The sequence below is a fragment of the Spirillospora sp. NPDC048819 genome (genome assembly GCF_040650055.1).
Taxonomy (GTDB): domain Bacteria; phylum Actinomycetota; class Actinomycetes; order Streptosporangiales; family Streptosporangiaceae; genus Spirillospora.
The window spans coordinates 13,584-37,084 of the sequence record NZ_JBEZGN010000001.1; the positions used below are offsets into that span (position 1 = coordinate 13,584).

22 protein-coding genes are annotated in these 23,501 nt (G+C 69.5%); 8 read left to right on the forward strand and 14 right to left on the reverse strand.

Annotated features, from left to right (window positions below; translation table 11 throughout):
* Positions 1-70 precede the first annotated feature (70 nt).
* From AB0C35_RS00035 to AB0C35_RS00045, 3 genes are read right to left on the reverse strand one after another with little or no spacing between them, the layout of a single operon-like run.
* Positions 71-1,357, reverse strand: a complete 1,287-nt coding sequence (locus AB0C35_RS00035; protein WP_358448732.1) for a PQQ-binding-like beta-propeller repeat protein — start codon at positions 1,355-1,357, stop codon at positions 71-73.
* Positions 1,350-2,585: a PQQ-binding-like beta-propeller repeat protein gene (locus tag AB0C35_RS00040; protein ID WP_358448734.1), complete on the reverse strand. Its 1,236-nt coding sequence runs from the start codon at positions 2,583-2,585 to the stop codon at positions 1,350-1,352. Before AB0C35_RS00040 ends, AB0C35_RS00035 begins: the two co-directional genes overlap by 8 nt.
* A gap of 20 nt (positions 2,586-2,605) precedes the next feature.
* Positions 2,606-4,411 carry a DUF6745 domain-containing protein gene (locus tag AB0C35_RS00045; protein ID WP_358448736.1) on the reverse strand — a complete coding sequence of 602 codons (1,806 nt, stop codon included), beginning with the start codon at positions 4,409-4,411 and terminating at the stop codon, positions 2,606-2,608.
* A gap of 237 nt (positions 4,412-4,648) precedes the next feature.
* Between AB0C35_RS00045 and AB0C35_RS00050 the strand changes: the two genes are divergently transcribed.
* On the forward strand, positions 4,649-5,578 hold the full coding sequence (locus AB0C35_RS00050) for an ankyrin repeat domain-containing protein (protein ID WP_358448738.1): 930 nt from the start codon (positions 4,649-4,651) through the stop codon (positions 5,576-5,578).
* 67 nt (positions 5,579-5,645) lie between these two features.
* Here the strand turns inward: AB0C35_RS00050 and AB0C35_RS00055 are convergent, their stop codons facing one another.
* Both AB0C35_RS00055 and AB0C35_RS00060 read right to left on the reverse strand, forming a co-directional pair.
* Entirely contained in the window at positions 5,646-5,921 is a 276-nt protein-coding gene (locus AB0C35_RS00055) for a DUF397 domain-containing protein (protein ID WP_358448740.1), read from the reverse strand.
* Positions 5,812-6,600, reverse strand: coding sequence for a helix-turn-helix transcriptional regulator (locus tag AB0C35_RS00060; RefSeq protein WP_358448742.1), 789 nt, complete (start codon positions 6,598-6,600; stop codon positions 5,812-5,814). The genes AB0C35_RS00055 and AB0C35_RS00060 overlap by 110 nt, the downstream gene beginning before the upstream one ends.
* A 168-nt stretch (positions 6,601-6,768) precedes the next feature.
* Here AB0C35_RS00060 and AB0C35_RS00065 point away from each other — a divergent pair, with 168 nt between their 5' ends.
* From AB0C35_RS00065 to AB0C35_RS00080, 4 genes are all read left to right on the forward strand, one after another.
* A complete protein-coding gene (locus tag AB0C35_RS00065; RefSeq protein ID WP_358448744.1) occupies positions 6,769-7,026 on the forward strand; it encodes a hypothetical protein in 258 nt (85 codons plus the stop codon).
* A gap of 5 nt (positions 7,027-7,031) precedes the next feature.
* On the forward strand, positions 7,032-7,502 hold the full coding sequence (locus tag AB0C35_RS00070) for an ATP-binding protein (RefSeq protein WP_358449810.1): 471 nt from the start codon (positions 7,032-7,034) through the stop codon (positions 7,500-7,502).
* 439 nt (positions 7,503-7,941) lie between these two features.
* Entirely contained in the window at positions 7,942-8,496 is a 555-nt protein-coding gene (locus AB0C35_RS00075) for a peroxiredoxin (RefSeq protein ID WP_358448746.1), read from the forward strand.
* Between the two features lie 3 nt (positions 8,497-8,499).
* Entirely contained in the window at positions 8,500-9,042 is a 543-nt protein-coding gene (locus tag AB0C35_RS00080; RefSeq protein WP_358448748.1) for a carboxymuconolactone decarboxylase family protein, read from the forward strand.
* Positions 9,043-9,158: 116 nt separating this feature from the next.
* Here AB0C35_RS00080 and AB0C35_RS00085 read toward each other — a convergent pair whose 3' ends face one another.
* The 3 genes from AB0C35_RS00085 to guaA all read right to left on the reverse strand — a co-directional run bounded on the left by AB0C35_RS00085 (position 9,159) and on the right by guaA (position 12,012).
* Positions 9,159-9,908 (reverse strand): hypothetical protein, encoded by a 750-nt coding sequence (locus tag AB0C35_RS00085; RefSeq protein WP_358448750.1) that lies wholly within the window; start codon positions 9,906-9,908, stop codon positions 9,159-9,161.
* A gap of 3 nt (positions 9,909-9,911) precedes the next feature.
* A complete protein-coding gene (locus tag AB0C35_RS00090; RefSeq protein WP_358448752.1) occupies positions 9,912-10,151 on the reverse strand; it encodes a hypothetical protein in 240 nt (79 codons plus the stop codon).
* A gap of 253 nt (positions 10,152-10,404) precedes the next feature.
* Positions 10,405-12,012, reverse strand: coding sequence for a glutamine-hydrolyzing GMP synthase (gene guaA, locus AB0C35_RS00095; RefSeq protein WP_358449812.1), 1,608 nt, complete (start codon positions 12,010-12,012; stop codon positions 10,405-10,407).
* A 221-nt stretch (positions 12,013-12,233) separates the two neighbouring features.
* Here guaA and AB0C35_RS00100 point away from each other — a divergent pair, with 221 nt between their 5' ends.
* Complete coding sequence (locus AB0C35_RS00100) at positions 12,234-13,181, forward strand: zinc metalloprotease (protein WP_358448754.1); 948 nt, start codon at positions 12,234-12,236, stop codon at positions 13,179-13,181.
* Here the strand turns inward: AB0C35_RS00100 and AB0C35_RS00105 are convergent.
* Positions 13,169-13,900: a DNA alkylation repair protein gene (locus tag AB0C35_RS00105; protein ID WP_358448756.1), complete on the reverse strand. Its 732-nt coding sequence runs from the start codon at positions 13,898-13,900 to the stop codon at positions 13,169-13,171. The two genes, AB0C35_RS00100 and AB0C35_RS00105, sit on opposite strands and share 13 nt — an antisense overlap.
* Positions 13,901-14,047: 147 nt before the next feature.
* Here AB0C35_RS00105 and AB0C35_RS00110 point away from each other — a divergent pair, with 147 nt between their 5' ends.
* Positions 14,048-14,950 (forward strand): zinc metalloprotease, encoded by a 903-nt coding sequence (locus tag AB0C35_RS00110; protein ID WP_358448758.1) that lies wholly within the window; start codon positions 14,048-14,050, stop codon positions 14,948-14,950.
* A 177-nt stretch (positions 14,951-15,127) separates the two neighbouring features.
* On the opposite strand, the gene AB0C35_RS00115 is transcribed toward AB0C35_RS00110, so the two are convergent.
* Both AB0C35_RS00115 and AB0C35_RS00120 read right to left on the reverse strand, forming a co-directional pair.
* Positions 15,128-16,879, reverse strand: a complete 1,752-nt coding sequence (locus AB0C35_RS00115; protein WP_358448760.1) for a GMC family oxidoreductase — start codon at positions 16,877-16,879, stop codon at positions 15,128-15,130.
* A gap of 9 nt (positions 16,880-16,888) precedes the next feature.
* Positions 16,889-18,469 carry a succinic semialdehyde dehydrogenase gene (locus tag AB0C35_RS00120; protein WP_358448762.1) on the reverse strand — a complete coding sequence of 527 codons (1,581 nt, stop codon included), beginning with the start codon at positions 18,467-18,469 and terminating at the stop codon, positions 16,889-16,891.
* 281 nt (positions 18,470-18,750) lie between these two features.
* Here AB0C35_RS00120 and AB0C35_RS00125 point away from each other — a divergent pair, with 281 nt between their 5' ends.
* Complete coding sequence (locus AB0C35_RS00125; protein ID WP_358448764.1) at positions 18,751-19,404, forward strand: TetR/AcrR family transcriptional regulator; 654 nt, start codon at positions 18,751-18,753, stop codon at positions 19,402-19,404.
* Positions 19,405-19,564: 160 nt separating this feature from the next.
* Here the strand turns inward: AB0C35_RS00125 and AB0C35_RS00130 are convergent, their stop codons facing one another.
* The 3 genes from AB0C35_RS00130 to AB0C35_RS00140 all read right to left on the reverse strand — a co-directional run bounded on the left by AB0C35_RS00130 (position 19,565) and on the right by AB0C35_RS00140 (position 23,316).
* Positions 19,565-19,882 (reverse strand): DUF6191 domain-containing protein, encoded by a 318-nt coding sequence (locus AB0C35_RS00130; protein ID WP_358448766.1) that lies wholly within the window; start codon positions 19,880-19,882, stop codon positions 19,565-19,567.
* 459 nt (positions 19,883-20,341) lie between these two features.
* Positions 20,342-22,075, reverse strand: coding sequence for a glycerol-3-phosphate dehydrogenase/oxidase (locus tag AB0C35_RS00135; protein ID WP_358448768.1), 1,734 nt, complete (start codon positions 22,073-22,075; stop codon positions 20,342-20,344).
* A 125-nt stretch (positions 22,076-22,200) separates the two neighbouring features.
* Positions 22,201-23,316: a GuaB3 family IMP dehydrogenase-related protein gene (locus AB0C35_RS00140; protein WP_358449814.1), complete on the reverse strand. Its 1,116-nt coding sequence runs from the start codon at positions 23,314-23,316 to the stop codon at positions 22,201-22,203.
* Between the last annotated feature and the right edge of the window lie 185 nt (positions 23,317-23,501).

The window sequence follows — 23,501 nt, forward strand, 5'->3', positions numbered from 1 at the left end:
ACAGTGACCCACCCCAGGTCATAGTGATGGGGCATTCACCACAGCGCGTCATCCGCCATTGTGTCTGGCCTCACTCGGGCGGCTTTCCGAAAGCCCGGAACACGACGTCGTCCTCGTCCTGCTCCGTCACGGACGTCTCGTTCATGAAGAGCCGGCCCTGCGCGTACTGCCGGCCGTATCTGCTGCGCAGCCAGAGGCCGACGTCGGTGGGCAGGCGCCACATGATCGAGGTCTTGCCGGTGGCCGCGTCGACCGACACGAGCCGGGGCGGCTCACTCCCGCCGCCTCCCTTGCCGTTTGCGCCCGGCTTGCGGGGCTGGGCGGCGATGAGCCGGTCGCCGTCCATCGCGAGCGGGTACAGATGGTTGCGGTCCGGGTTCTCGGTGGCCCACCGGGCCTGGCCGGTGGCCAGGTCGTAGGAGACGATCGGCACGGTGCGCCCGTTCTCTTTCGCAGGCCGCTTACCCGATCTGGCATAGAGGCTGTCGTCGGTGACCACGACGCCGACGCAGCGATTGAGGTCCTGGAGTTCGTTGTGGCAACGCACCTCGTCGTTGTCGGCGATGTCGAAACCCGTGACCTGCTTCCCGGACGGGTCGAGGACCGCGAACCGCGACACACCGCGGCCTGTGGAGCGAAGCCCGAGGACGACGCGACGGGTCGACGCCATCGCCTCGACCCTGTACGCCGGGGGCACGTCGTAGCTCCACCGGTACCGGCCGCTGCGCGGGTCGAGCCGGTGCACGCTGCGCGCCTTGTTCTCGCAGGTCTGCCGGGCCAGCAGCACCGGGCCGCCCGACAGCCCGTCGATCGCGCAGTCCGCACCGCGGCTGTCGACGGTCCACAGCGGGCGTCCGTCGTCCAGCCGGAAGGCGGTGGTGCTGTAGCGCCAGTCCGCCACCACGACGCCCTCGCCGATGACGACCTCACCCGACCAGAGCCGGTCGGTCGGGCTGATCGTCTGCTCCCAGACCTTCTCGCCGGTCTTCAGGTCGATCAGAGCGACCTGGTGACAGCCCAGTTCTCTCTCGCCGAACCGGACCGCGACCCGGCCATCGAAGGGACGCGACGAGGCCGCGCACACCTTGTCGGGCAGCGGCACCGTCCAGCGCGGCTCACCGGTCGCGGCGTCGTACCCGGTCACGTCCCCCGCCCGTGCCATCGCCAGAGTCGGCCCGATCGCCCAGACCGTCGGCTTCACGGATTCGCCGCCACTGCTGATCGCCCGGCCTTCCAGGCTCCACAGCAGCGCCTCCTCCCCGATCCCGCAAGCGCCCACGGGCAGCAGCAGGGTTAGCGCGGCGAGGAGCGCCGTCCACCGTCCGGGACGCTGCGCCGGGTTCCCCGTCTCACTCATCGGTGTTTCCGTACGCGCGGAGTGCGACCTTCTCCTTGCCCGTCACGAGCTTCTTGGTCAGGAAGAACCGGCCCTGCGCGTACTGGCGGTCGGAGCCGCTGCGCAGCCGGAAGTCCGCCTTCCTGGTGAGGCTCCACATGATCGACGTCTTGCCGGTGGCGGCGTCGACCGAGACGAGCCGGGGAGCCTTGCCTCCCTCACCCGCCGTTGCGGGCTGCGCGGCGATGAGCCGGTCGCCGTCCATCGCGATCGGGAACAGGTGGTTGCCGTCCGGGTTCTCGGTCGTCCACCGCGCACGGCCGGTGGCCAGGTCGTAGGAGACGATCGGCGCGAACTTTTGCTTCTCGTCGTCATTCCCGGGCCGGTCACCCGACCTGACGTAGAGGCTGTCGCCGGTGACCACGATGTTGCCGCACCGGCTGTACGGCTGGGGGACGGAGCAATTCAAGGCGCTTTTGAAGCCCACATCGATGCTCGTGACCTGCGCACCGGACGCGTTGAGTACCACGAACCGCGACACGCGCCTACGCCGCTCGTCCCGGCGGAGCCCGAGGACGACCGGACGGGTCGACACCATCGCCTCGACCACGTACCCCAGTGGCGCGTCGTAGCTCCACAGGGCCCGGCCGGTGTTCGGGTCGAGCCCTTCCACACGGCGGACCTTGAGCTTGTCGGCGTCGCAGGACCGCCCCGCCACCAGCACCGGGCCGCCCGCCAATCCCTGGAACGCGCAGTCCACGCGGTGGCTGTCGACGTTCCACAGCGGCCGTCCGTCGTCCAGCCGGAAGGCGGCGGTGCCGTAGAGCCAGTCCACCACCACGGCACCGGCGCTGATGACCGCCTGACCCCGCACGACCCGGTCGGCGGGAATGATCGGCTGCTCCCAGACCTTCCTGCCGGTCTTCAGATCGATCAGCGCGACCCGGTCGCAGCCCGGCCTGCCCCGGCCGAACTGAACGGCGACCCGGCCGCCCGCGGGACGGGGCGAGGCCGCGCACACCTTGCCGGACAGCGGCACCGTCCAGCGCGGCTCACCGGTCGCGGCGTCGTACCCGGTCACGTCGCGCGCCCGGGTGATCGCCAGAGTCGGGCCGGTCGCCCAGACCGTCGGCCGCACCGATTCGCCGCCGCTGATCGTCCGGCCGTCCAGACTCCACAGCAGCGGGTCGTCCCAGATCCCGCAGGCGCCCACGGGCAGCAGCAAGACCGAGACGACGAACAGGGACATCCATCGTCGGCGGCCGGGCCTCAACACCGGAACCACGTGCTGTGACGGTACTCGTACGCGTTGCCTTCGTCCGTCATCACCACCGTGAGGGCGACCGCCATCGCCTTGGCCTCCTCCCGCCGCGCGCGGTACTCCTCCGGCGACAGCGGCCGCAGGCCTAGTTCCCGTGCGGCCTCCTCATCCGCCTCCTCTGGGTCGCCGCCATCGGGGTCGGCGCTCACCATGAACTCAAGGGCCTCGGTGAGGTCACGCCCCATCACCTGGTATCCGCCTTCAGAGTCGGCGTAGAGCACCGGACGTCGAGGACCGTCACCGCACAGGAAGTAGGTGCCGCCGGTGCCGCTCCCGCCGATCGGCTCCAGCCGCGCACCAAAGGCCAGGTGGACCTCCTCGACGTGTTCGACGTGCGACACGTGGGACATTTCGAGCTCAAGCCCGGCCAGCGTGTCCAGCAGCGACTCGCTCTGCCGGATGCGCGCCAGCAACTCCGGTTCCGGCGCCGGCCCGTCCGCACCGTCCCCGAGCCATGACGCGGCCGCCACCGGATCGGTCGCATCCGTCGGCACCAGCAGCGCCGTCCCGCTGCGGCCGCCTCCGGCCCGCAGCACCACCCGGGCGGGGCGCCCGAACACCACCGCGGGGACGTCGTAAAGCGCCAGCTCGCAGCCGGGATCGCCGGGATCGGTCACCGCGTCCCCGACCCGCGCCAGCGGCGCCTCGGCGGCGAACCGCGCCCAGCCCAGACGTTCCAGCGCGCAACGACGCAGATCCGGGACGACGCGCTCGGCACGAAGGGTGGCCGCGAACGACGCGGGGCCGAGCTGCTCCGCCGCACGCCGCTGCAACTCCTCATCGGACGCGTGAACGATGTCGGCGCCGCTCCACCCGGGGTCGATGAGGTCGGGCGGCACCAGCCGGCCCCGCCAGCAGTACTGCGAGAATCCGTCCCGGTAGAGCACGGCCGGGCCGTCGCCACGATGGAGCCGACCCGAGTCGTCGGTGTGGACCTCGGACGGATGAGGGGTCAGCACCGCGACGTCGTTGAGCGCCCACCACCATCCGACCACCGACGCCATGCGCAGCCGCGCCCGGAACTCTCCGGCACCGTCCCCGCGCACCGCCGCCAGGATGAGCAGCGCATGGTTCTCCGGAGCGCGCACCGCAGCCCATACCTGCCGCCACTGCTTCCAATGCTCGGGACGCGGCCCTTCAGCACACGACCGCAGTGCGTCCTTCACCGCCTCCCACTGCCCAGCGGGGAACACCGATTCCAGTCCCCCAAGCAGGCGCGCATGGGCAGTGGCACTGGCAGCGGCGAAACGTTCGGGGTCGGAGGGCGACAACGCCTGCTCCTTGAACCACCCCGAGACTCCGCTGTTGATCGCCCACGCGGGCTCACCGACACGCGCCAGAACGGCCCGCAGGGCAGGTTCGTCCATGTCATAGGAGAGCTTGTAGGCCGAGTGGACGTCCGGCAGCCGCCACCTGGGGGCGAAAGACTCGCGCTCCTCGAAGGCCGACGGCTCCTGACGGTCGAACGTCCCGTCCAGGCGGGCAGTGGTCGCGCCGACCCACGCCTTATGCGCGTCCGGGTCCCGGTCGCCGTCGAGATGCTCGTGCCCATAGAGGAGGGTCCGCGCCGCGATCGCGCCCGCCAGCGGGGAGTCCAGCCAGATCACGGCCTTGGGCCGCGCCCACCCCCGCTGGTCGTACACCTCGGCGAGCGCCTCCTCGGCATCCCGCCGATCCGGCTCGGCGACCCGCGCCTCCCACTCCCCGCACAGCTCATCAACGAGCCGCCGCTGCCCAGCGCTCAACCGGTCCATTGACGTTCCCCAGAGATCCGACGGACGAGACACCACATATGAGACGCCCGCCATGCTCCCGGTTCCGCCCAACCAACAACAAGATCACCGACCTGCCCACCGCCAACGGCGACGGCCCGCACCCCCGGCGCGCCGACCATCTTGCTTGCCTGCCTTGACGTCAATCGATGCTGCGCAGGCTGTACACCGCCGTCATCGGCGCGAAATGTCGGACCTGCACGCCACAATCCGCTTGCCATGGACACCAACGAATGGGCCAACACGACATGGCGGGACCTCGCCCAGGTCCGCGCACACCTCGAAGCGGGCGCCGACCCGGACGCCCTCATATTCGGGTACCAGCGTCCGCTGGACTTCGCGGTGGAGGGCGGCACGCCCGAAGTGGTCGCGGAACTGGCCAGGCACGTCAGGGATGTAGACGCCGAATACCAGGGCCGAACCGCCCTCTGGAGGGCCGTTTTCGACAACCGTCCCGACAACGCCCGTGCCCTGGTCGAAGCCGGCGCCGACCCGTGGCGCCCTATGATGGCCGGCTGGTCACCCGGCCGACTCGCCCTGGCCGGTCCGCACCCGGACCTGTTCTCGCCGCCGCGCGCCGAGCTTTCGGCCGCCGAAACCGCAGCGGCGGCGGAAGCCCCCCGCCTGATCAGGGCGTTGAGCGACCTCTATTACGACGGCTTCAGCCTGGCCTGTGTCGCCGACATCACCACAGATGAGGCCGCCCGGCGCCTGAAGGCGGCGGCGGTCGAAGCGCCGGGGTACGAGGAGGACGGAGACTTCGGTGATTACGACGACTCAGTCGTCGGCGCGATCGACGTGCCGGGCGGGTGCGTCATCGTCCAGCCATGGGCCTACGGGGCATCCATGCCCGGCGTGACAAAGGCCCTTTCGACAGGGACCGTGTGCTACGCCATGTACGCCAACCCAAAGAGCGGAAACCAGGGAAGCGTCGCCCGAGACGGCGTGCTCGAAGGCTGGGACCTGCATCCCGGAGGATGGGCCGGCGCCAACGACACGGCCGAGGAAGTCCTTCTCACCTACCTTTACCACCACAGGGCCGAGGCGTTCTGCTTCGCCTACGCAGGATTGCGACCGACCGACTCCCGCGCGATCATCGGCCCGGCCGACATGTGGCTCCAACTTCCCGAACGCGACTACTGGCGCTGACCCGACGGTCCTTCCTTCGCGCCATCGACCCGCACACTGCAAACTCGCCCGGCTCCGACCGCGCTGATCAAAGATCAAGCCCGCCGACCTTGATCCTGGCGAGAAGGGCCGCAATGTCGTCCCTGGAGACCGTCAGGTGCGGGGTCGACAAGCTCTTGCTGTCCCGGATCCCCACGGCCCCCTCCACGGAAGCAAGTTCCACACAGTCAGACGTTCCGTGGGTTTGGCTGTAGCTACTCTTGCGCCAAGCCGTCATTGACTTCACCCATCCGTGATAGGTACTGCCGCGACTGATCCTCGTTCCAAGCACGCGCCGCAAGACGCTGGAAGCGCCTCGCGACATCAGCCGCTTCCGTTTGATCATCGATGACGCGGCCCATGCCCAGTGCGTTACCAGAGTGAGCCGCCAGGCGGCGCCCCGGAAGCGTGAAGCACCAATACGAGCCATCCACGCCAGTGTGCGGCGCAGCCGACAACGGAAGTATACGGACTGAGACATGGTGCAACTTGCCCATTTCAGCCAGCCTGTCCCACTGTTCGGCCATGACCTGGGAACTTCCCATCGAACGAAGAGCGATCTCATCGATCACAACCCATAGGTCGGGCCGACCGTCCAGGATCGCCGCCTGAAGATCCATCCGCAGCGCGACGGCTATCTCGACGTCTTCGATGAGCCCAGCGGCGCGACCTGCTTCCAGCAGGCTCCTTGCGTACTCCTCCGTCTGCAACGGGATGGGAACCAGGTTGCTGGAGAAGATGCAATGCTCGATGGCCTTGCGCTGGTAGCGGTCGAGGCGAACTGGGGCGTTTGCGTCGATTCCGAGCTTTGCGTAGCCGAGCCAGATTGTGAACACATTGCCGGTGTTCCACTCTTTGTCCAGAGCGGCGCACTCCCTGGTGCCGAGCTGCTTCTCGCCGGTCTCGTATTTGGAAACCTGGCCGATCGAGCAGTTGAGGATCTTGGCGACATCGGCCTGTGTCGCATTGTGCTGGACCCGAAGGAACCGCAGGTAGTAGGCCATGAAGGCGTAGATGGACTCGTGCGGGTCGGGGGAAGGCCTGACCATGATCGCATACCTCCGCACGTCATCGCTTTTCTGATGTTGTCGGCAACAATGACAAGCGCGGGTCGCTTTAGTCAACCTGTTTCGCAGCACACAAGAGGTCCACAACAAAGGCGATCACGGGAAATGAGTAGCGACAAATTCCGCAAGGATGACTTCATAGACGAAACGGACCCGCTGCCGGCCGTCCAGCCCGCGACCGGGCGATGGGCCGAGCCCTACCGGGCGCGCAACACGGGCCTGTGGACGGTCCACCTGCGTCACCCCGAGACGATCCATGAGGGCGACGGACGTCTCGTGGACACGCTCACCGCGACCGACCTCCACACGCTCGGCGACCTGATGGTGCAGCAGGACGAGCTCGCCCGGGAAGTCCGGCGGTGAGCGCCATGATCGAGGAAACGTCGGCCGGCCCCACCGCCCTGCGCCGAGGCTTCCTGGCGGCGCCCGAGGTCGTCGCGCAGGGCCGTCTCATCGTCGAGGCGCAGGCCCTCCAGTGGGGCCTTCCCAAGACCACGGTGGACGACGCGATCCTCGTCGCCTCCGAACTGCTCACGAACGCCGTGCGGGCAACGCGGGGGCAGCCGGTGACCCTGCGCCTGGCACTCGTCCCCGACGGGCTCCGCATCGAGGTCTGGGACACGTCCCCGGAGAAGCCCGAGCCTTCCGCGCCCGACCTGACCATGCCGACGTGCCACGTCCCCGAGGACGCACCCGACCCCGGTGGGTGGGGCCTCAGCCTTATCGCGACTCTGGCCGAAGAACACGGCTGGCACCCTGAACACGACGGTAAGAGCGTATGGGCCGTCCTGCGCGCACTCCCGACCAACGGGCCAGAGACTCAAGGCGACGCTCCATGACGAGAATCCTCACGTGATCGGGCACGACCCCCGGCCCCCCGTGGACGGCGGGGCCCGGGGGTGGCCCGTACCGCTCGGCCGGTGGGCCGATTGCCGATTGCGCGGCCGGATGCGGGGGTTCGGGAGCTTGATGTGCGTTGAGGGCGGGTCGCGTTCTACACTTGTGCGCCACGGAGAGTGATGCCCGTTTTGGGCGAGTCGATGTGATTTACATCAATCGGACGGCCGCTCACCTTTGCAGATTCGGCGCTTCATTGCTGGTCATAGGGCTGTAAGCGCCTTTGATAGGTAATTCCTATCAGTCGATTGAGATACATCGATTTCTCTTCTTAACGGGCTTGCGGCACGCTGAGTGACATCGGCCGCAGAGGCGGGAGCCCGCGGCCCCTCCTGCGCCTCTCATGCGGAGGCGACCCTTTCTCGTGACGAAGGAGCATGCGTGCTTACTGTCGGTGACAAGTTCCCCGAGTACGAACTCACCGCCTGCGTCTCACTGGACGCGGACAACGCGTTCGAGACGATCAACCACAAGTCCTACGAGGGCAAGTGGCGCGTGGTGTTCTTCTGGCCGAAGGACTTCACTTTCGTCTGTCCGACCGAGATCGCCGAGTTCGGCCGTCTCAACGAGGACTTCGCCGACCGTGACGCGCAGGTGCTCGGCGCGTCCGTCGACAACGAGTTCGTCCACTTCGCCTGGCGCAAGGACCACCCGGACCTGCGCGAGATCCCCTTCCCGATGATGGCGGACCTCAAGCGCGAACTGTCGTCCGCGCTCGGCATCCTCACCGAGGACGGCGTGGCGCAGCGCGCGACGTTCATCGTCGACCCCAACAACGAGATCCAGTTCGTCATGGTGACCGCCGGGTCCGTCGGCCGGAACGTCAAGGAGGTCCTGCGGGTCCTGGACGCGCTGCAGAGCGACGAGCTGTGCCCCTGCAACTGGAACAAGGGCGAGGACACCCTCGACGCCACCAAGCTGCTGGCCGGAGTCTGACCCATGAGCGTTGACGCACTGAAGGGCGCCCTCCCGGCGTACGCCAAGGACACGAAGCTCAACCTGGGCTCGCTGACGTCGACCTCGCAGCTCACCGAGCAGCAGCTGTGGGGGACGGTCCTGGCCTGCGCCCTCGCCACGCGGAGCGCCACCGTCATCCGGGAACTGGGCCAGGAGGCGGGCGACCACCTGTCCGCCGAGGCGTTCGAGGCGGCCAAGGGCGCCGCGTCGATCATGGCGATGAACAACGTGTACTACCGCGCCACCCACCTGATCGGGGACGAGACGTACGCGACGCTGCCCGCCAGGCTCCGGATGTCGATCATCGGGAGGCCGGGCGTGGACAAGGTCGACTTCGAGCTGTGGTGCCTCGCCGTGTCCGCGATCAACGGATGCGGGCGGTGCCTGGAGTCGCACGAGAAGGTCGTCCGCGACGCCGGCCTGTCGCGCGAGCTGGTGCAGGAGGCGCTGCGGATCGCCGCGGTCGTCAACGCGACGGCCGCGACCCTGGACGCCGAGGCCGCCCTGGCCCCCGCCACGGTCTGACCCCGACACCGGGGTCCGCGCAGCGGACCTGATCGGCCACCGACCGAGCGGTCCCTGAGCCAGTGAAACGCTCGGCTGGACTTCCCAGCCGAGCGTTTCGCGCGTCCGGGCCGCCATCACGGTCGGGCGGAGGGGGTGGAGCCGTCCTCTGCACCGGGACACGGCTCGGTCGCCCGCCGCATGGCCCACGCCGTGAGTACCAGCGCCCCCAGCAGGAACGCGGTGTTGTGCGCGTACTGCCGCACCGGCGGTACGTCCCCCAGCGGTGTGACGAAGAACGCCGATACCGCCATCGCGAGCACCGCACCACCGGCCAGACCGGCCACGTGCCGCCGCGTCCACCGCGTGGATCGGGAGGCGACCGCGATCCCGACGCCCGCCAACGCGACCAGCGCGACCCCGCCGGCGAATCCCGCCCACGTGGGCGGCAGGAAGTTGAAGCCCAGCGCCGCGGCCGACCCGAGCAGGACGACCTGCCACGGCCGCGGAACCGGGGACTCGCGGCGCGCAGGACGGCTCCTCAGCCCGAAAGCCCACGCCGCGACGGTGGGCAGGGCCACGGCGACGAGCGATCCGGCGACCTGGGCGGCCGACGCGCCGTCCTCGCCGTTGACCCGGTGGTCGTTCCAGATGAGCGCAGCCGCGGCGGCGTACAGCACCGTCGCCACGGTGAGGCCCCGCCAACTGAGCCAGGGCCCGCGCGCGCGCCGCCCGCTCAGGCACTCGACGAGCGCGATCGGTGCGCAGAAGCTCCAGATGACGTGCCCGCCAACGAAGCTCAAGGCCATGGAAGGCGCCATGCCGATCTGCTCGATCAAGGTCGGACGTAGCATCTCGTCCCAGTAGGGCACGTCGCGGTAGCTCATGGCTCACATGCTCTGGTCGATGACGCCCGCCTCCAGCACACCGAACGCCGCGGCCAGCGCGATGATCCCCGGCCAGCCCGCCCCGAGGCGGCGCGCGATCTCCCGGATGAGCAGCGCGGGGCAGCCGTAGAGCGGCCCCAGGAACAGCAGTCCGCCCAGCAGCGCGAGCGGATCGCCGGTGCTGCTGTCGTAGCCAGACAACGACTCGGCGACGAGCGGTGACAGGACCACCAGGCCCAGCACCGGCGCGAGTGTGCGCACCCGCTTCGAGTGATTCCGTCCAGTGCGTGGTGTCACGTACCGAGGTTCACGCGTCGGCGCCTGCGGCTGCGACGGCCGCACGTCCAGGCCGGGCCGACCAAAGTCGATCAGGGGACGTCCGGAGGTTCCGTCTATCCGGGCCGGGGGGACGTGCCCGACCCGTCGGGGGCGAGCTCACCAGAGCCGCCTCCTGGCCGGGCAGCGCTCAACGGCGCCGCTCAGTGGCGCGGTGGGGTCACTCCCATTCGATGGTGCCGGGGGGCTTGGACGTGATGTCGACGGTGACCCGGTTGATCTCACGGACCTCGTTGGTGATGCGGGAGGAGATCCGCTGGAGCAGGTCGTAGGGCAGCTTCGCCCAGTCCGCCGTCATGGCGTCCTCGCTGGTCACCGGACGGAGGACGATGGGGTGGCCGTAGGTGCGGCTGTCACCCTGCACGCCCACCGACCGGACGTCCGCCAACAGGACCACGGGGAACTGCCAGACGTCGCGGTCGAGGCCGGCGTTCGTCAGCTCTTCACGGGCGATGGCGTCGGCGTCGCGGAGGATGTCCAGGCGGTCGCGGTTGACGGCGCCGATGATGCGGATGCCGAGGCCGGGGCCGGGGAACGGCTGGCGCCACACGATCTCGGACGGCAGGCCGAGTTGCTCGCCGAGCGCGCGGACCTCGTCCTTGAACAGGCTCCGCAGCGGCTCGATCAGCTCGAACTGGAGGTCTTCGGGGAGGCCGCCGACGTTGTGGTGGGACTTGATGTTGGCCGCGCCGGTACCGCCGCCCGATTCGACGACGTCCGGGTAGAGGGTCCCCTGGACGAGGAACTCGACCGGTTCGGTCGCGTCCTCCGCGTCGTTCGAGGGGGACGACCCGGAACCGCCTTCTACGATCTCGCGGGCGGCCTCCTCGAAAACCCGGATGAACTCGCGGCCGATGATCTTGCGCTTCTCTTCGGGGTCGGTGACGCCGTCGAGGGCGGCGAGGAACCGGTCCTGTGCCTCGACGACGTGCAGGTTCACGCCGGTGACGGCGACGAAGTCCTTCTCGACCTGCTCGGGTTCGCCCTTGCGCAGCAGGCCGTGGTCGACGAACACGCAGGTCAGCTGGTCGCCGATGGCGCGCTGGACGAGAGCGGCGGCGACGGCTGAGTCGACGCCGCCGGACAGCGCGCAGATCGCCCGCTTATGCCCGACCTGCTCCCGGACGGCCGCGATCGACTCGTCTGCGATGTTCACCATCGTCCAGTTCGGACGGCAACCGGCGCCCTCGTAGAGGAAACGCCGCAGAAGCTCCATCCCGTGCTCGGTGTGCAGGACCTCAGGGTGGAACTGGACGCCGAAGAAGCCGCGCTCAAGGTCCTCCATGCCCGCGACCGGCGTCACGTCGGTGCTGGCCGTCACGGTGAACCCGGACGGGGCCCGGCTGACGTAGTCGCGGTGGGACATCCACACCGCCTGCTCATGCGGCAGACCGGCGAACAGCATGCCGGGGGACGCGACGGCGACGGTCGCGCCACCGTATTCGGCGACATCGGAGTTCTCGACCGTCCCGCCCAGGGCCTGGGCCATCACCTGGTGGCCGTAACAGATCCCGAGCGTGGGGACGCCCAGGTCGAACAGCCCGTCCGGAGCGATCGGGGCACCCTCCGCGTACACCGACGCAGGGCCGCCCGACAGGATGATGGCCTTCGGCCGCTTGGCGAGCATCTCCGCCGCGGGCATGGTGGACGGCACGATCTCGCTGAACACATGACACTCGCGGACGCGACGCGCGATCAACTGCGCGTACTGCGCACCGAAGTCGACAACGAGAACGGTGTCAAAGGACTGGTCTGCGGCCACCAACAACGCCTTTCGCACGGCCGGAAGGGTCACACCAGTCTACGGGGGCGGCTGCCTGCACCGATGCGCGCACCCGCGCACCCCGGCCGCTACATGGTGCGATCAACCGATAACGGTCGGCTTCCATTTACCTTGACCACACTCCTGGGACGACTCCGCTCTGATACCTGTTGGTGACGCCTTGTGCTCGCCCGGTTCCCGTCCGCGACATCCTCCCTAGGAGTGCCGTGAAGCTGCTCGCCGCCGCCGCCCTGATCGCCGCGCTCGTCCCCGCCCTGCCGTCCGGGCCGCCTCCGGCGGCCGCAAGCCCGGCGACCGCGCGCGCGGACGACTGCGCGCACGCCGAAGCACGGCTGCGGCCAGGGGCGCACGGCCGGGAGCACAACGACCTGACGCCCGCGGAGGCCGCCACCGTCGAGCAGCGGCTCAACCGCATACTGGACGACCTGGGCCTGAGCCCGGCAGACGGAACGGACAGCCGTCCGGCCGCCGGCGAACTCCGCACCGCGCAGCAGATCAGCATTCCGGTCTACTTCCATGTGCTGCACAACGGCGCGAGGGGCAACGTGTCCACCGCGGCGGTCAAGCGCCAGATCAGCACGTTGAACGCCTCCTACGGCGGACTGAACGGCGGCGCCGACACTCGCATCTCGTTCGAGCTCCGCGACGTGAGCCGTACGGACAACGCGGCCTGGTTCAGCGACCCCGAACGGTACGAGAGGACGTACAAGCCGAGGCTGCGCAAAGGCGGCAAGGGCACCCTGAACCTCTACAGCACCTACATAGGCGGCGACCTTCTCGGATGGTCGACGTTCCCCTGGAAGTACAAGTCCGAGCCCAAGATGGACGGCGTGACCATCCACTACGGCAGCATGCCCGGCGGCTACATCGAGAACTTCAACAAGGGGTTCAGCGCCACGCACGAGGTCGGCCACTGGCTCGGGCTCTACCACACGTTCCAGGACGGCTGCGGCGGCGAAGGCGACCGGGTCTCGGACACCCCGGCCGAGCGCGACCCCACGAACGGCTGCCCGACCGGCAAGGACACCTGCCCCTCGCCTGGGGACGACCCCGTGCACAACTACATGGACTACAGCTACGACACGTGCATGACGTCCTTCACCGCCGGCCAGGGCGTCCGCATGCACAAGGTGTGGCAGGCCTACCGCCGCTGAGCCGCGAGCAGCCGTCCGGCGTCTTCCGCGGGAAGCCGCCGGACGGCCTCCCTGAGCGTCACCCCCGAGATGACCGCGGCCCGGGCCTCGACCCACTCGGTCACCCAGCCCGGGTCCTTCTTCGACAACTCCCGCAGCACCCATCCGAGGGCCTTGCGGATGAAGAATTCGCGTTCACCGATCAGGACGTCCCCGAAGCGGTCGATCCTGACGAGATCGGGGTTCCCCACCCGGACGCCCGGTAGCAGAGCCAGGACGGCCGTACGCCGTATCCACATGTAGGGGTCGTTGACCCACGCGTCCAGAGCCGCCCCCAGATCCGGGTACCGGACGACCAGCCTGCCGACGACCTTCTCCGCGATGCCATCCACGTACACCCAACTCGCCGAGTCACGGACGAACCGTTCAGCCAACCCCACGTCACCCGGCCCCAGCAACGCCGCCCGCTTGACGAGCACCTCTACCGCCGCCATACGAGCCTCATGCACGGGATGTCCCTCCTGGGTCACGCCCCAGAGGGTCTCGGCGAGAGCGACCAGTTCGTCGCGCGTGGGCTGTGCTTTCACCGCCGACACGGCCACCTTGCGCAACGCGGGCACAGGCACACCGAAATGCACGAAGTCGCTCTTCAGGTAGCGCTTCTCATTCTCAGCCCGCATCGGATCGCCCTGCGCCCGCAAATCCGCCAGGACCCGCGCCGCCTCCCCCTCCACATCCATGCGGAACACGCTACGCCGCCACACCCGAGCGCCAGGTTCGTGCAGGTTTGCTAAAGACAGCACCTTTTGAGGCATTCACTCTAAATCCAGCGATGACTCCGCTCCCTTGCGCGCGCTCCCCCGCTCGCGCCACCCCCAAGGAGTTTCATGAACCGCGCTGGAATCGCCACCGTCCTCGGCATGCTCGCCGCCTTCACGGCGTACGCGCCCGCCGCCCAAGCCGCCCCGCCCGCGCCTCCCGCCACGTCCACGCCGTCCGCCGAATGCGCCGACCAGCCCGCCGAGGCCCGCGTCCGCGCCGGCGCCCACATCACCGAACGAAACCAACCCGGGACGGCCCAAGTCGCCGCGATGGAAAGGGACTTCCAGAACCGGCTCGGCAAGCTGAAGACGACACGTGCCGCCGCAGCCATCACCGTCCGCGTGCACTTCCACGTCGTGTACGGCAGCGCCGGCAACGTCTCTGACGCGACGCTGAACAGTCAACTCGACGTCCTCAACGACGCCTACTCCGGCAGCGGCATCTCGTTCACGCTCTCAGAGATCAAACGGACGAACAACGCCTCCTGGTTCTCCAACCCCCAGGGCTACGAGCGCGAGATGAAGGGCGCCCTGCACACCGGCAACGCCCAGGACCTCAACTTCTACACGGCCGACCTGGGCAGCAGCCTCCTCGGCTGGGCCACGTTCCCCAGCAGCTACCGCTCCCAGCCCAGCATGGACGGCGTCGTCGTCCACTACCAGAGCCTTCCGGGCGGCTCGATCGGCAACTACAACGAAGGCGACACCGGCACCCACGAGGTCGGCCACTGGATGGGGCTCTACCACACGTTCCAGGGCGGCTGCCGTGGCCAGGGAGACCGCGTCTCCGACACACCCGCCGAACAGAGCCCCGCCTCCGGCTGCCCGACCGGCCGCGACACCTGCTCCTCCACCGGAGCCGACCCCATCCACAACTTCATGGACTACAGCTACGACGCCTGCATGTACGAGTTCACCCCAGGCCAAGCCGAGCGCATGCAAGCCCAGTGGTCCGCCTACCGCGCCTAGACCCACCACCGGACACCCGCGTCCCCGGGCGCGGGTGTTCGCCTTCCCACCGACTCCGACCCGACCGCGCCCCCGGCCAAGGCCGACCGGGTTTTCCACAGAACCACGTTCTAGTGCCGATGCCGTCCCCGGGACTCGACAATCCGAAGAGTCGAGTCCGAGGAGGGGGCGGTCATGTCAGGTGATGTCGACGATCGGCAGCGTGAGGGCGGCGGGGGCGCCGGCGGGAACGACCGGGTTCTTCGGCGGGACGGGAGCGACGCGGCGGTACGGGTTGCCGAGGGAGGGGCGAGGGTCGTCCTCGGCCCGGTTCGGCCAGAACGACATCGCCCGTTCGGCCTGGGCGGTGATGGTCAGCGAAGGGTTGACGCCCAGGTTGGCGGAGACCGCGGAACCGTCCACGATGTGGAGGCCGGGGTGCCCGTAGACGCGGTGGTAGGCGTCGATCACACCGGACTCGGCGGAGTCGCCGATGGCGCAGCCGCCGAGGAAATGCGCCGTCATCGGGACGTCGAACAGGTCGCCCCAGGAGCCGCCGGGCATGCCGCCGATCTCCTCGGCGATCAGGCGCGTCGCCTCGTGGCCCTCGGGGATCCACGTCGGGTTGGGTTCGCCGTGGCCCGCGGACGCGCGGACGTCCCAGCCGAACGGGCCCTTCTTCGGGCGCAGCGTGATCGAGTTGTCGCGGGTCTGCATGACGAGCGCGATCACCGTCCGCTCGGACCAGTGCCGCACGTCGAACAACTGCACCAGGTCGCGGGGCCGGCGGACCGCCTCGCGGGCGAACTTCAGGATCCGGGGCGTGTGCTTCTCCCCCGGCCGGTCGCCGTCCACGAGAAGGGTCTGCAGGGCGGCGAGGAGGTTCGAACCGCGCCCGTAGCGCACCGGCTCGACGTGCGTGTCCGGCGTCGGATGGAAGGACGACGTGATCGCGACGCCCTCGGAGAAGTCGGGGCCGGGCCTGCCGTTGCGGCGGCCCCCGCCGAGGATCGCCTCGGAGTTGGTACGGGTCAGCGCGCCGAGCCGGTCCGACAGCCGTGGAAGGGCGCCGGTCGACTTGAGCTTGTGCAGCAGCTTCTGCGTGCCATACGTGCCGGCGGCGAAGACGACCTGCTCGGTCGTGAACGTCTTGCGGTTGCGGCCGAACGAGCCGGTCCGGACGATCTCGACCTCGTACCCCCCACCGCGCAGGGGCCTCACCGACGTGACGCGGCTGAGCGGCATCACCCGGGCGCCCGCCCTCTCGGCCAGGTAAAGGTAGTTCTCCGTGAGCATGTTCTTCGCGCCGTGGCGGCAGCCCACCATGCACTCGCCGCACTCCAGGCAGCCGCGGCGGCGCGGGCCCGTCCCGCCGAAGTACGGGTCCGCGCTCTCGACGCCCGCGCCGCGGCCGAAGTAGACGCCGACGGGCGTCTTGACGTAGGTGTCGCCCTTGCCCATCCGGTCGGCGACCTTCTTCATGACCTCGTCGGCTGCGGTCGTCGTCTTGTTCTGGACGACGCCGAGCATGCGTTTCGCCTGCTCGTAATGGGGCGCCAGTTCGTCCCGCCAGTCGGTGATGTGCGCCCACTGCCGGTCCTTGAAAAACGGCTCGGGCGGGACGTACAGGGTGTTGGCGTAGTTCAGCGACCCGCCGCCGACACCGGCGCCCGCCAGCACCATCACCCGGCTGGCCCTGGCGCCCCGGATCAGGTGCATCCGCTGGATGCCGGTCAGGCCGAACGCCGGGGCCCACAGGTAGCGGGCGACGCGCCAGTTCGTCTTGGGCAATTCCGGATACCGGGACCCGGGCGCACCGGACGGGTTCGTGTCGAAGCGGCGGCCCGCCTCGATCACGCCGACCCGGTAGCCCTTCTCGGTCAGCCGCAGCGCCGACACGCTGCCGCCGAACCCGGATCCGACGACGAGCACGTCGAAGTCATGCTTCACAGGCGTTCCCTACTTGATCCGCAGCTTCTTCATCAGCTTGATGCCGGTCGCCATGAAGCCGGCGAACTTGTCGTAGCCGATGGAGCCCGGAGGTTCGAGATCCATGAAGTGCTGGCTCGCGACGGTCTGCACCTCGGTGAACTTCAGCAGGCCCTCCGAGCCGTGGCGGCGTCCCACCCCGGACTGCTTCATCCCGCCCATCGGCGAGTCGTAGGACGCGTACGCCGCGCCGTACCCGTCGTTGATGTTGACGGTTCCCGCCTGGATGCGGGCGGCGAGGCGACGGCCGTTCGACGGGCTCTTCGTCCACACCGACGCGTTCAGCCCATACGGGGTGTCGTTGGCGCGTGCGACGACGTCGTCCTCGTCCCGGTACTTGTAGATCGCGACGACCGGGCCGAACGTCTCGTTCGCGCACAGGTCCATGTCGCCGCTGACGTCGGTGAGGATCGTCGGCTCGTAGAACAGCGGCCCGACGTCCGGACGGGCCTTGCCGCCGGCGAGGACGGTCGCGCCCTCCTTGACGGCCTGGTCGACGTGCCGGGTCACCGCCTCCAGCTGCCGCTGGTAGGTCAGCGAGCCCATCTCGGTGTCGAAGTCGAGCCCGGTCCCGAGCTTCATGTCCTTGACGACCTCGACGAACCGGGGCACGAACCGGTCGTAGATGTCCTCGTGCACGTACATCCGCTCGATCGAGATGCACAGCTGCCCGGCGTTGGTGAAGCAGGCGCGGACGGCTCCCCGCGCGGTGCGCTCGACGTCGGCGTCCGGCATGACGATCATCGGGTTCTTGCCGCCGAGCTCCAGCGAGTACGCCACCAGCCGCGGCGCGACCCGCTCGGCGATGGCCTTGCCGCCACGCGTCGACCCGGTGAACGACACGTAGTCGGCATCGTCCAGCAGCGGGTCGCCGATCTCGGCCGGGTCGCCGACGACGATCTGCCACACGTCACGCGGCAGTCCGAGCTCGATCAGCAGGTCCAGTACCCACAGGCTCGACAGGCACGTCTGGGTGTCCGGCTTGTGGATCACCGCGTTGCCCGCCATCAGCGCGGGCGCGATGTCGCTGGCGCCGAGCGCGAACGGGTAGTTCCACGGCGCGATCAGGGCGACGACGCCCTTCGGGTGCCGCAGCTCCTGGACGCGGGTGACGCCCGGCATCATGCCCTGCCTGCGCCGCGGCTTCAGCAGCTTCGAGGCCCGCCGGGCGTAGTAGAGCGAGCACAGCGCGACGTCGAGGAACTCCTCCATCGCGTGGCGGCGGGCCTTGCCGGTCTCCAGCTGGATGACGTCGAGGATCTCCTCGCGCCGGTCGACCAGGGCGTCCGCGAGCCGCAGGAACGGCTTGACCCGCTCGCGCACCGGCCGCTGCGCCCACGCCCGCTGCGCCTCCCGCGCCCGCTCGTACGCCGCCCGGACGTCGTCGGCACCGGAGATCGGAACGGTCGCGAGGGGCTCACCGGTGAACGGGCTGGGGATCGTCGCGGTGTCGGCTCCGCCCGAGGCGACATGCGAGGCCAGCCGGTCGATCAGGTTTTGGGGGAGCTTGTGCTCTGCCGCGGCTTTGGCAGGGACCGTCGGGGATGCCATACGGCCAGCGTATGACCCCCTGGCCACTTTTGACTACCCGCAAGTAACGCTCCGATTCTGGTGGTTTGCGACACACCTCCCGGTTTTTGTTCCGCACTGATGATCCACTGCCCAACGGACCGTTCCAAGACGGGCGGAGTTGTGCAACTGCGGGACTGACCATGTCCGACCGGTGTATTCCGAAGAGCAGGAGGAGAATCTCGGCGCGCTACCGCCGCCGGGCGTCCGCTGCCGCGCGCCCGGAACCGCGGAACGCCGTACACGAAAAGGGGGATCAGCATATGACGGACACCCACGGTGTACATCGGTCCGAGGATGACACGGCGGGGGCGGTCCGCCCTCCGCGCCCGTCCGGCGGCAGCGTCCACCCGCGCCGCGACCGCCGCGAGCAGACCCGCACCGCCCTGCTCACCGCCGCCGAGCGGCTCTGGGCCGAACGCGGCATCCACGGCGCCTCGCTCGACGACATCGCGGCGGCCGCCGGCCTCACCAAGGGCGCCGTCTACTCCAACTTCGCGGGCAAGACCGACCTGCTGCTCGCCTTGATGGAACGCTTCACCACCGACCGCAACATCGACGTCTGCGACGAACTCCGCGCCGCCGAGGAGGACATCGACCACACCGCCCGCTCCTCGCCCCGCCACGACACCGACGACCACGCCCGCCGCCTCGCCCTGCTCCTGGTCGAGTTCTGGCTCTACGGCATGCGCGACTACGCCGCCGGCTGGCGCATCGCCGACTGGTACGCCGAACGCCGCGCCCAGATGGCGAGCGAACTGGAGACCACCGGCGGCATACCCCCCGACGAACGCGCCACCCTGGCCCTGGCCCTCGACTTCGGCCTCGCCTTCCAGCACCTCCTGGACCCGGCCCGAGTCCCCGCCGACCTCTACTCCACCGGCAAGAACCTCATGCTCGGCCGCAAACAGGACTGACCCAACGCCCCCACACACCAACCAACTCGGACCTAGGCGCGTCCCCTTGCACGCCCGCCCGAGCCTCGCCCTCGGAACGGCAACCTGCGCCGATGCCGGCTGCGACGTACCGGCATCGCCATCCGGCCCGAGAAGAGCGGCTCTTCGAGTGACCGGCCGATCAAACAGAGTCGGGCGGACGCCGCACGACGGCGATCCCACCGGCAAGGTCGACGCGCGTCCGCGGTGGCGCGGCGTCGTTCTCCTCGTCGCGCAGCATCAGCGAGGAGTTGCGCTGGTCCTGCCGGTGTCGGTGCGTGCCATGAAAGAAGGCGTCCAGTTCACCGACCGCGACCGCCGAGACGGGGCGGCCCACCTCGTCCCGCCTCCAGGGCAGGCGAAAACTGCGGTGCGCCCACAGGCCCGCACGGTCAAGGACGGCGAAGGCGACGAGTCCGATCACGAGCCCAGGGATCGTCATGAAAACGATGAACGCCATGTATCCCGAACGAACGCCCCCCACCAACGGTTGCGACCGCACTCAACGACTACAGGCCCCCGAGCCGTGCACAGGCAGCCGCGAACTAAGCCAAGGAGCACACCCACCCTGACCAAAGTGAACGCTCGCCCCCTCCGCCCGGCCCCACGGGTCCACCCCGCACCACCGCCCCGCCCAGCACCACAGGCCCGCTGGCGAGTGGCCCGCTTGCCGTTCGGGTCGATGGCCTTGCGAGGTAGGGGGCCGGGCGGTCGGTCCGGCGGTAGGAGGGCCGACATCAGCCACCGCCCCAGCCCCGTGACAACCCGAACCGTCGCGATCGCGTCCGGAGGCAGGTTTCGAGCGAAGCGAGAAACCTGATCGCGCAGCGAGCCGCCAAGGCGAGTTCGGAGCGATGCAGCGATCGCACCGCAGTTCCCGCCGAAGGAGGGCCCCCAGGGCCCGACGCCAAGGGAACTGCTAGGCAGTAGGAACGATGTCGGGGGCGCCTCGGCGGTGGGCGTCGGCTTCCTGGTCGCCTTCCTGGGTTTGGGAGGCGCGTTCGGCTTCTACGCGCTTGCGGTAGTACTCGATTTCGCGGTCGCGTTGCTTCTTGGACCAGCCGAGGACGGGGGCGAGGAGGTCGGCGGCCTCTTGGACGACGCTGAGGCCGCGGTCCCAGGTTTCGATGGAGATGCGGGTGCGGCGGGCGAGGACGTCGTTGAGGTGGCGGGCGCCCTCGTGGGTGGCGGCGTAGACGACTTCGGCGCGGAGGTAGTCGTCGGCGCCGGTGAGGGGCTTGGCGAGGTCGGGCTTCTCGGAGATCAGTTCCAGGAGGTCGTCGACGAGGGTGCCGTGGCGGCGCAGGAGGTGCTCGATGCGGGCGACGTGGAGGCCGGAGCGGGCCGCGAGGCGGTGGCGGGCGTTCCACATGGCCTGGAAGCCGTCGCCGCCGACGAGCGGGACGCGGTCCGTGCAGGATTCGGGGATCTTGCCGTCGAGTCCGTGGGCGACGGCGTCGATGGCGTCCTTGGCCATGACGCGGTAGGTGGTGTACTTGCCGCCCGCGACGAGTACGAGGCCCGGGACGGGGTGGGCGACGACGTGTTCGCGGGACAGTTTCGAGGTCTCTTCGGTTTCGCCGGTGAGCAGGGGGCGGAGGCCCGCGTAGACGCCTTCGACGTCGTCGTGGGTGAGGGGGGTGTTGAGGACCCTGTTGACCTGGTCGAGGACGTAGTCGATGTCGGCCTTGGACGCGGCGGGGTGGGCTTTGTCGAGGTCCCAGGCGGTGTCGGTGGTGCCGATGATCCAGTGGCGGCCCCACGGGATGACGAACAGCACGGACTTCTCGGTGCGCAGGAGGATCCCGGTCGCGGAGTGGATGCGGTCCTTGGGGACGACGAGGTGGATGCCCTTGGAGGACTTCACGTGGATCTGCCCGCGGCCGCCGACGAGTTCCTGGATGTCGTCCGTCCACACGCCGGTGGCGTTGACGACCTGTTTGGCGCGGACCTCGCTGGTCGTGTTGCCCTCAAGGTCGCGGATGCGGAGCCCGGTGACGCGTTCGCCCTCGCGCAGGAAGCCGAGGCATTGGGTGCGGGACGCGATCTGCGCGCCGTACTCGGCGGCCGTCCGCAGAGCCATCATCACGAAGCGGGCATCGTCGACCTGCGCGTCCCACAGCTGGATCGCGCCGGTGAAGGAGTCCTTGCGGAGGGACGGCGCGAGCCGCAGCGCGCCGCGCCGGGTGAGGTGCCGGTGGTGCGGGACGCCCCGGGTGCTGCCCATCTGGAACGCGAGCGCGTCGTACAGGGCCACGCCGGCGCCGAGGTACGCGCGTTCCCACACGCGGTGCGTGGTGGGCAGCAGGAACGGGACGGGCCTCACCAGGTGCGGGGCGATCTGCTGCAGCAGCAGGCCGCGTTCCGTCAGGGCCTCCCGGACGAGGTCGAAGTTGTACTGCTCCAGGTAGCGCAGCCCGCCGTGGATCAGTTTGGACGACCGGGACGACGTCCCGGACGCGAAGTCGCGCGCCTCGACCACCGCGACCGACAGTCCCCGGGTGGCGGCGTCGAGCGCGGCGCCCGCGCCGACGATGCCGCCGCCGACCACGACGACGTCGAACTCCTCGCGGGCCATGCGGTCGAGCGCCGCGGCCCGCTCGGCCGGGCCGAGGCGTGAGCTGCCAAGGCCCGTCACAGGTGATCCCGTCATCGCGATTCCCCCCACAGCGGTTCGGTTTCCGAGCGTTACCTACCCAAGGGTAGGGATGGGTCCACCCCGGAAACGACCGAGTCGCTCGCGGTGAGCGCCCGACGCCCGGGGAGGACGGAGGGAACTCAGTCGGTGGACCGGCGGGGAGCCACCACGACCTGTACCCGCTGGAATTCCTTCAACTCCGTGTAACCGGACGTGGCCATCGCGCGGCGCAGCGCCCCGATCAGGTTCATCGACCCGTCCGCCACGTGGGACGGGCCGTGCAGGATCTGCTCCATCGTCCCGATCGTCCCGAGTTCGAGGCGGGTGCCGCGGGGGACGTCGCCGTGGTGGGCCTCGCTGCCCCAGTGGTAGCCGCGTCCCGGCGCCTCGGTGGAGCGGGCGAAGGGGGAGCCGACCATGACGGCGTCGGAGCCGCAGGCGAACGCCTTGGCGATGTCGCCGCTGTTGACCATGCCGCCGTCGGCGATCACGTGGACGTAGCGTCCGCCGGACTCGTCCATGTAGTCGCGGCGGGCGGCGGCGACGTCGGCGACCGCGGTCGCCATCGGCACCGCGACGCCGAGGACGGTCCGGGTGGTGTGCCCGGAGCCGCCGCCGAACCCGACGAGGACGCCCGCCGCGCCGGTGCGCATCAGGTGCAGCGCCGCCGTGTAGGTGGAGCAGCCGCCGACGATCACGGGAACGTCGAGGTCGTAGATGAACTGCTTCAGGTTCAGCGGCTCGGCGCGTCCCGAGACGTGCTCGGCGGACACGGTGGTGCCGCGGATGACGAACAGGTCGACGCCCGCGTCGATGACGGCCTTGTGGAACTGGGCGGTGCGCTGCGGCGACAGCCGCGCCGCCACGGTGACGCCGGCCCCGCGGATCTCCTGGATCCGGCGGCCGATCAACTCGTCCTTGATCGGCTCGGTGTAGATCTCCTGGAGCCGCTGCGTGGCGCGCACGTCGTCCAGCGACGCGATCTCCGCGAGCAGCGGCTCGGGGTTCTCGTAGCGGGTCCACAGCCCTTCGAGGTCGAGGACGGCGAGGCCGCCGAGCCGGCCGACCGCGATCGCGGTGGCGGGGCTGACGACGCTGTCCATCGGCGCGACGACCAGCGGCATCTCGAACCGGTAGGCGTCGATCTGCCAGGCGACGCTGACCTCCTCGGGATCGCGCGTCCGGCGGGACGGCACGATGCCGATGTCGTCGAAGGCGTACGCCCGTCGGCCGCTCTTGCCCCGGCCGATCTCCACCTCAGCAGCCACTGCGCCCTTCCTCTTCCTTGCCCGACGGCCCGGCTCGTCCAAGCGGATCACCGGTGCCCGGCGCCCGCTCGGTGTTCCCGCCGACCGCAGGAACAAGCCCCGAAGAGCTTACGTCAGCCCCCACCGGCCACGGCACACACGCCGCCCCCGAAGAGTCGGGGTCGCAGTGGGCG

Excerpts from the sequence above, each read along its gene's own strand:
- AB0C35_RS00120 (WP_358448762.1), bottom strand. The coding sequence starts at position 18,469 with ATGGCATCCCCGACGGTCCCTGCCAAAGCCGCGGCAGAGCACAAGCTC.
- AB0C35_RS00085 (WP_358448750.1), bottom strand. The coding sequence starts at position 9,908 with ATGAGCTACCGCGACGTGCCCTACTGGGACGAGATGCTACGTCCGACC.
- AB0C35_RS00035 (WP_358448732.1), bottom strand. The coding sequence starts at position 1,357 with ATGAGTGAGACGGGGAACCCGGCGCAGCGTCCCGGACGGTGGACGGCG.
- AB0C35_RS00060 (WP_358448742.1), bottom strand. The coding sequence starts at position 6,600 with ATGGCCTACTACCTGCGGTTCCTTCGGGTCCAGCACAATGCGACACAG.
- AB0C35_RS00070 (WP_358449810.1), top strand. The coding sequence starts at position 7,032 with ATGATCGAGGAAACGTCGGCCGGCCCCACCGCCCTGCGCCGAGGCTTC.
- AB0C35_RS00080 (WP_358448748.1), top strand. The coding sequence starts at position 8,500 with ATGAGCGTTGACGCACTGAAGGGCGCCCTCCCGGCGTACGCCAAGGAC.
- AB0C35_RS00065 (WP_358448744.1), top strand. The coding sequence starts at position 6,769 with ATGAGTAGCGACAAATTCCGCAAGGATGACTTCATAGACGAAACGGAC.
- AB0C35_RS00125 (WP_358448764.1), top strand. The coding sequence starts at position 18,751 with ATGACGGACACCCACGGTGTACATCGGTCCGAGGATGACACGGCGGGG.
- AB0C35_RS00105 (WP_358448756.1), bottom strand. The coding sequence starts at position 13,900 with ATGGATGTGGAGGGGGAGGCGGCGCGGGTCCTGGCGGATTTGCGGGCG.
- AB0C35_RS00050 (WP_358448738.1), top strand. The coding sequence starts at position 4,649 with ATGGACACCAACGAATGGGCCAACACGACATGGCGGGACCTCGCCCAG.
- AB0C35_RS00055 (WP_358448740.1), bottom strand. The coding sequence starts at position 5,921 with ATGTCGCGAGGCGCTTCCAGCGTCTTGCGGCGCGTGCTTGGAACGAGG.
- AB0C35_RS00045 (WP_358448736.1), bottom strand. The coding sequence starts at position 4,411 with ATGGACCGGTTGAGCGCTGGGCAGCGGCGGCTCGTTGATGAGCTGTGC.
- AB0C35_RS00135 (WP_358448768.1), bottom strand. The coding sequence starts at position 22,075 with ATGACGGGATCACCTGTGACGGGCCTTGGCAGCTCACGCCTCGGCCCG.
- AB0C35_RS00040 (WP_358448734.1), bottom strand. The coding sequence starts at position 2,585 with ATGTCCCTGTTCGTCGTCTCGGTCTTGCTGCTGCCCGTGGGCGCCTGC.
- AB0C35_RS00110 (WP_358448758.1), top strand. The coding sequence starts at position 14,048 with ATGAACCGCGCTGGAATCGCCACCGTCCTCGGCATGCTCGCCGCCTTC.
- AB0C35_RS00130 (WP_358448766.1), bottom strand. The coding sequence starts at position 19,882 with ATGGCGTTCATCGTTTTCATGACGATCCCTGGGCTCGTGATCGGACTC.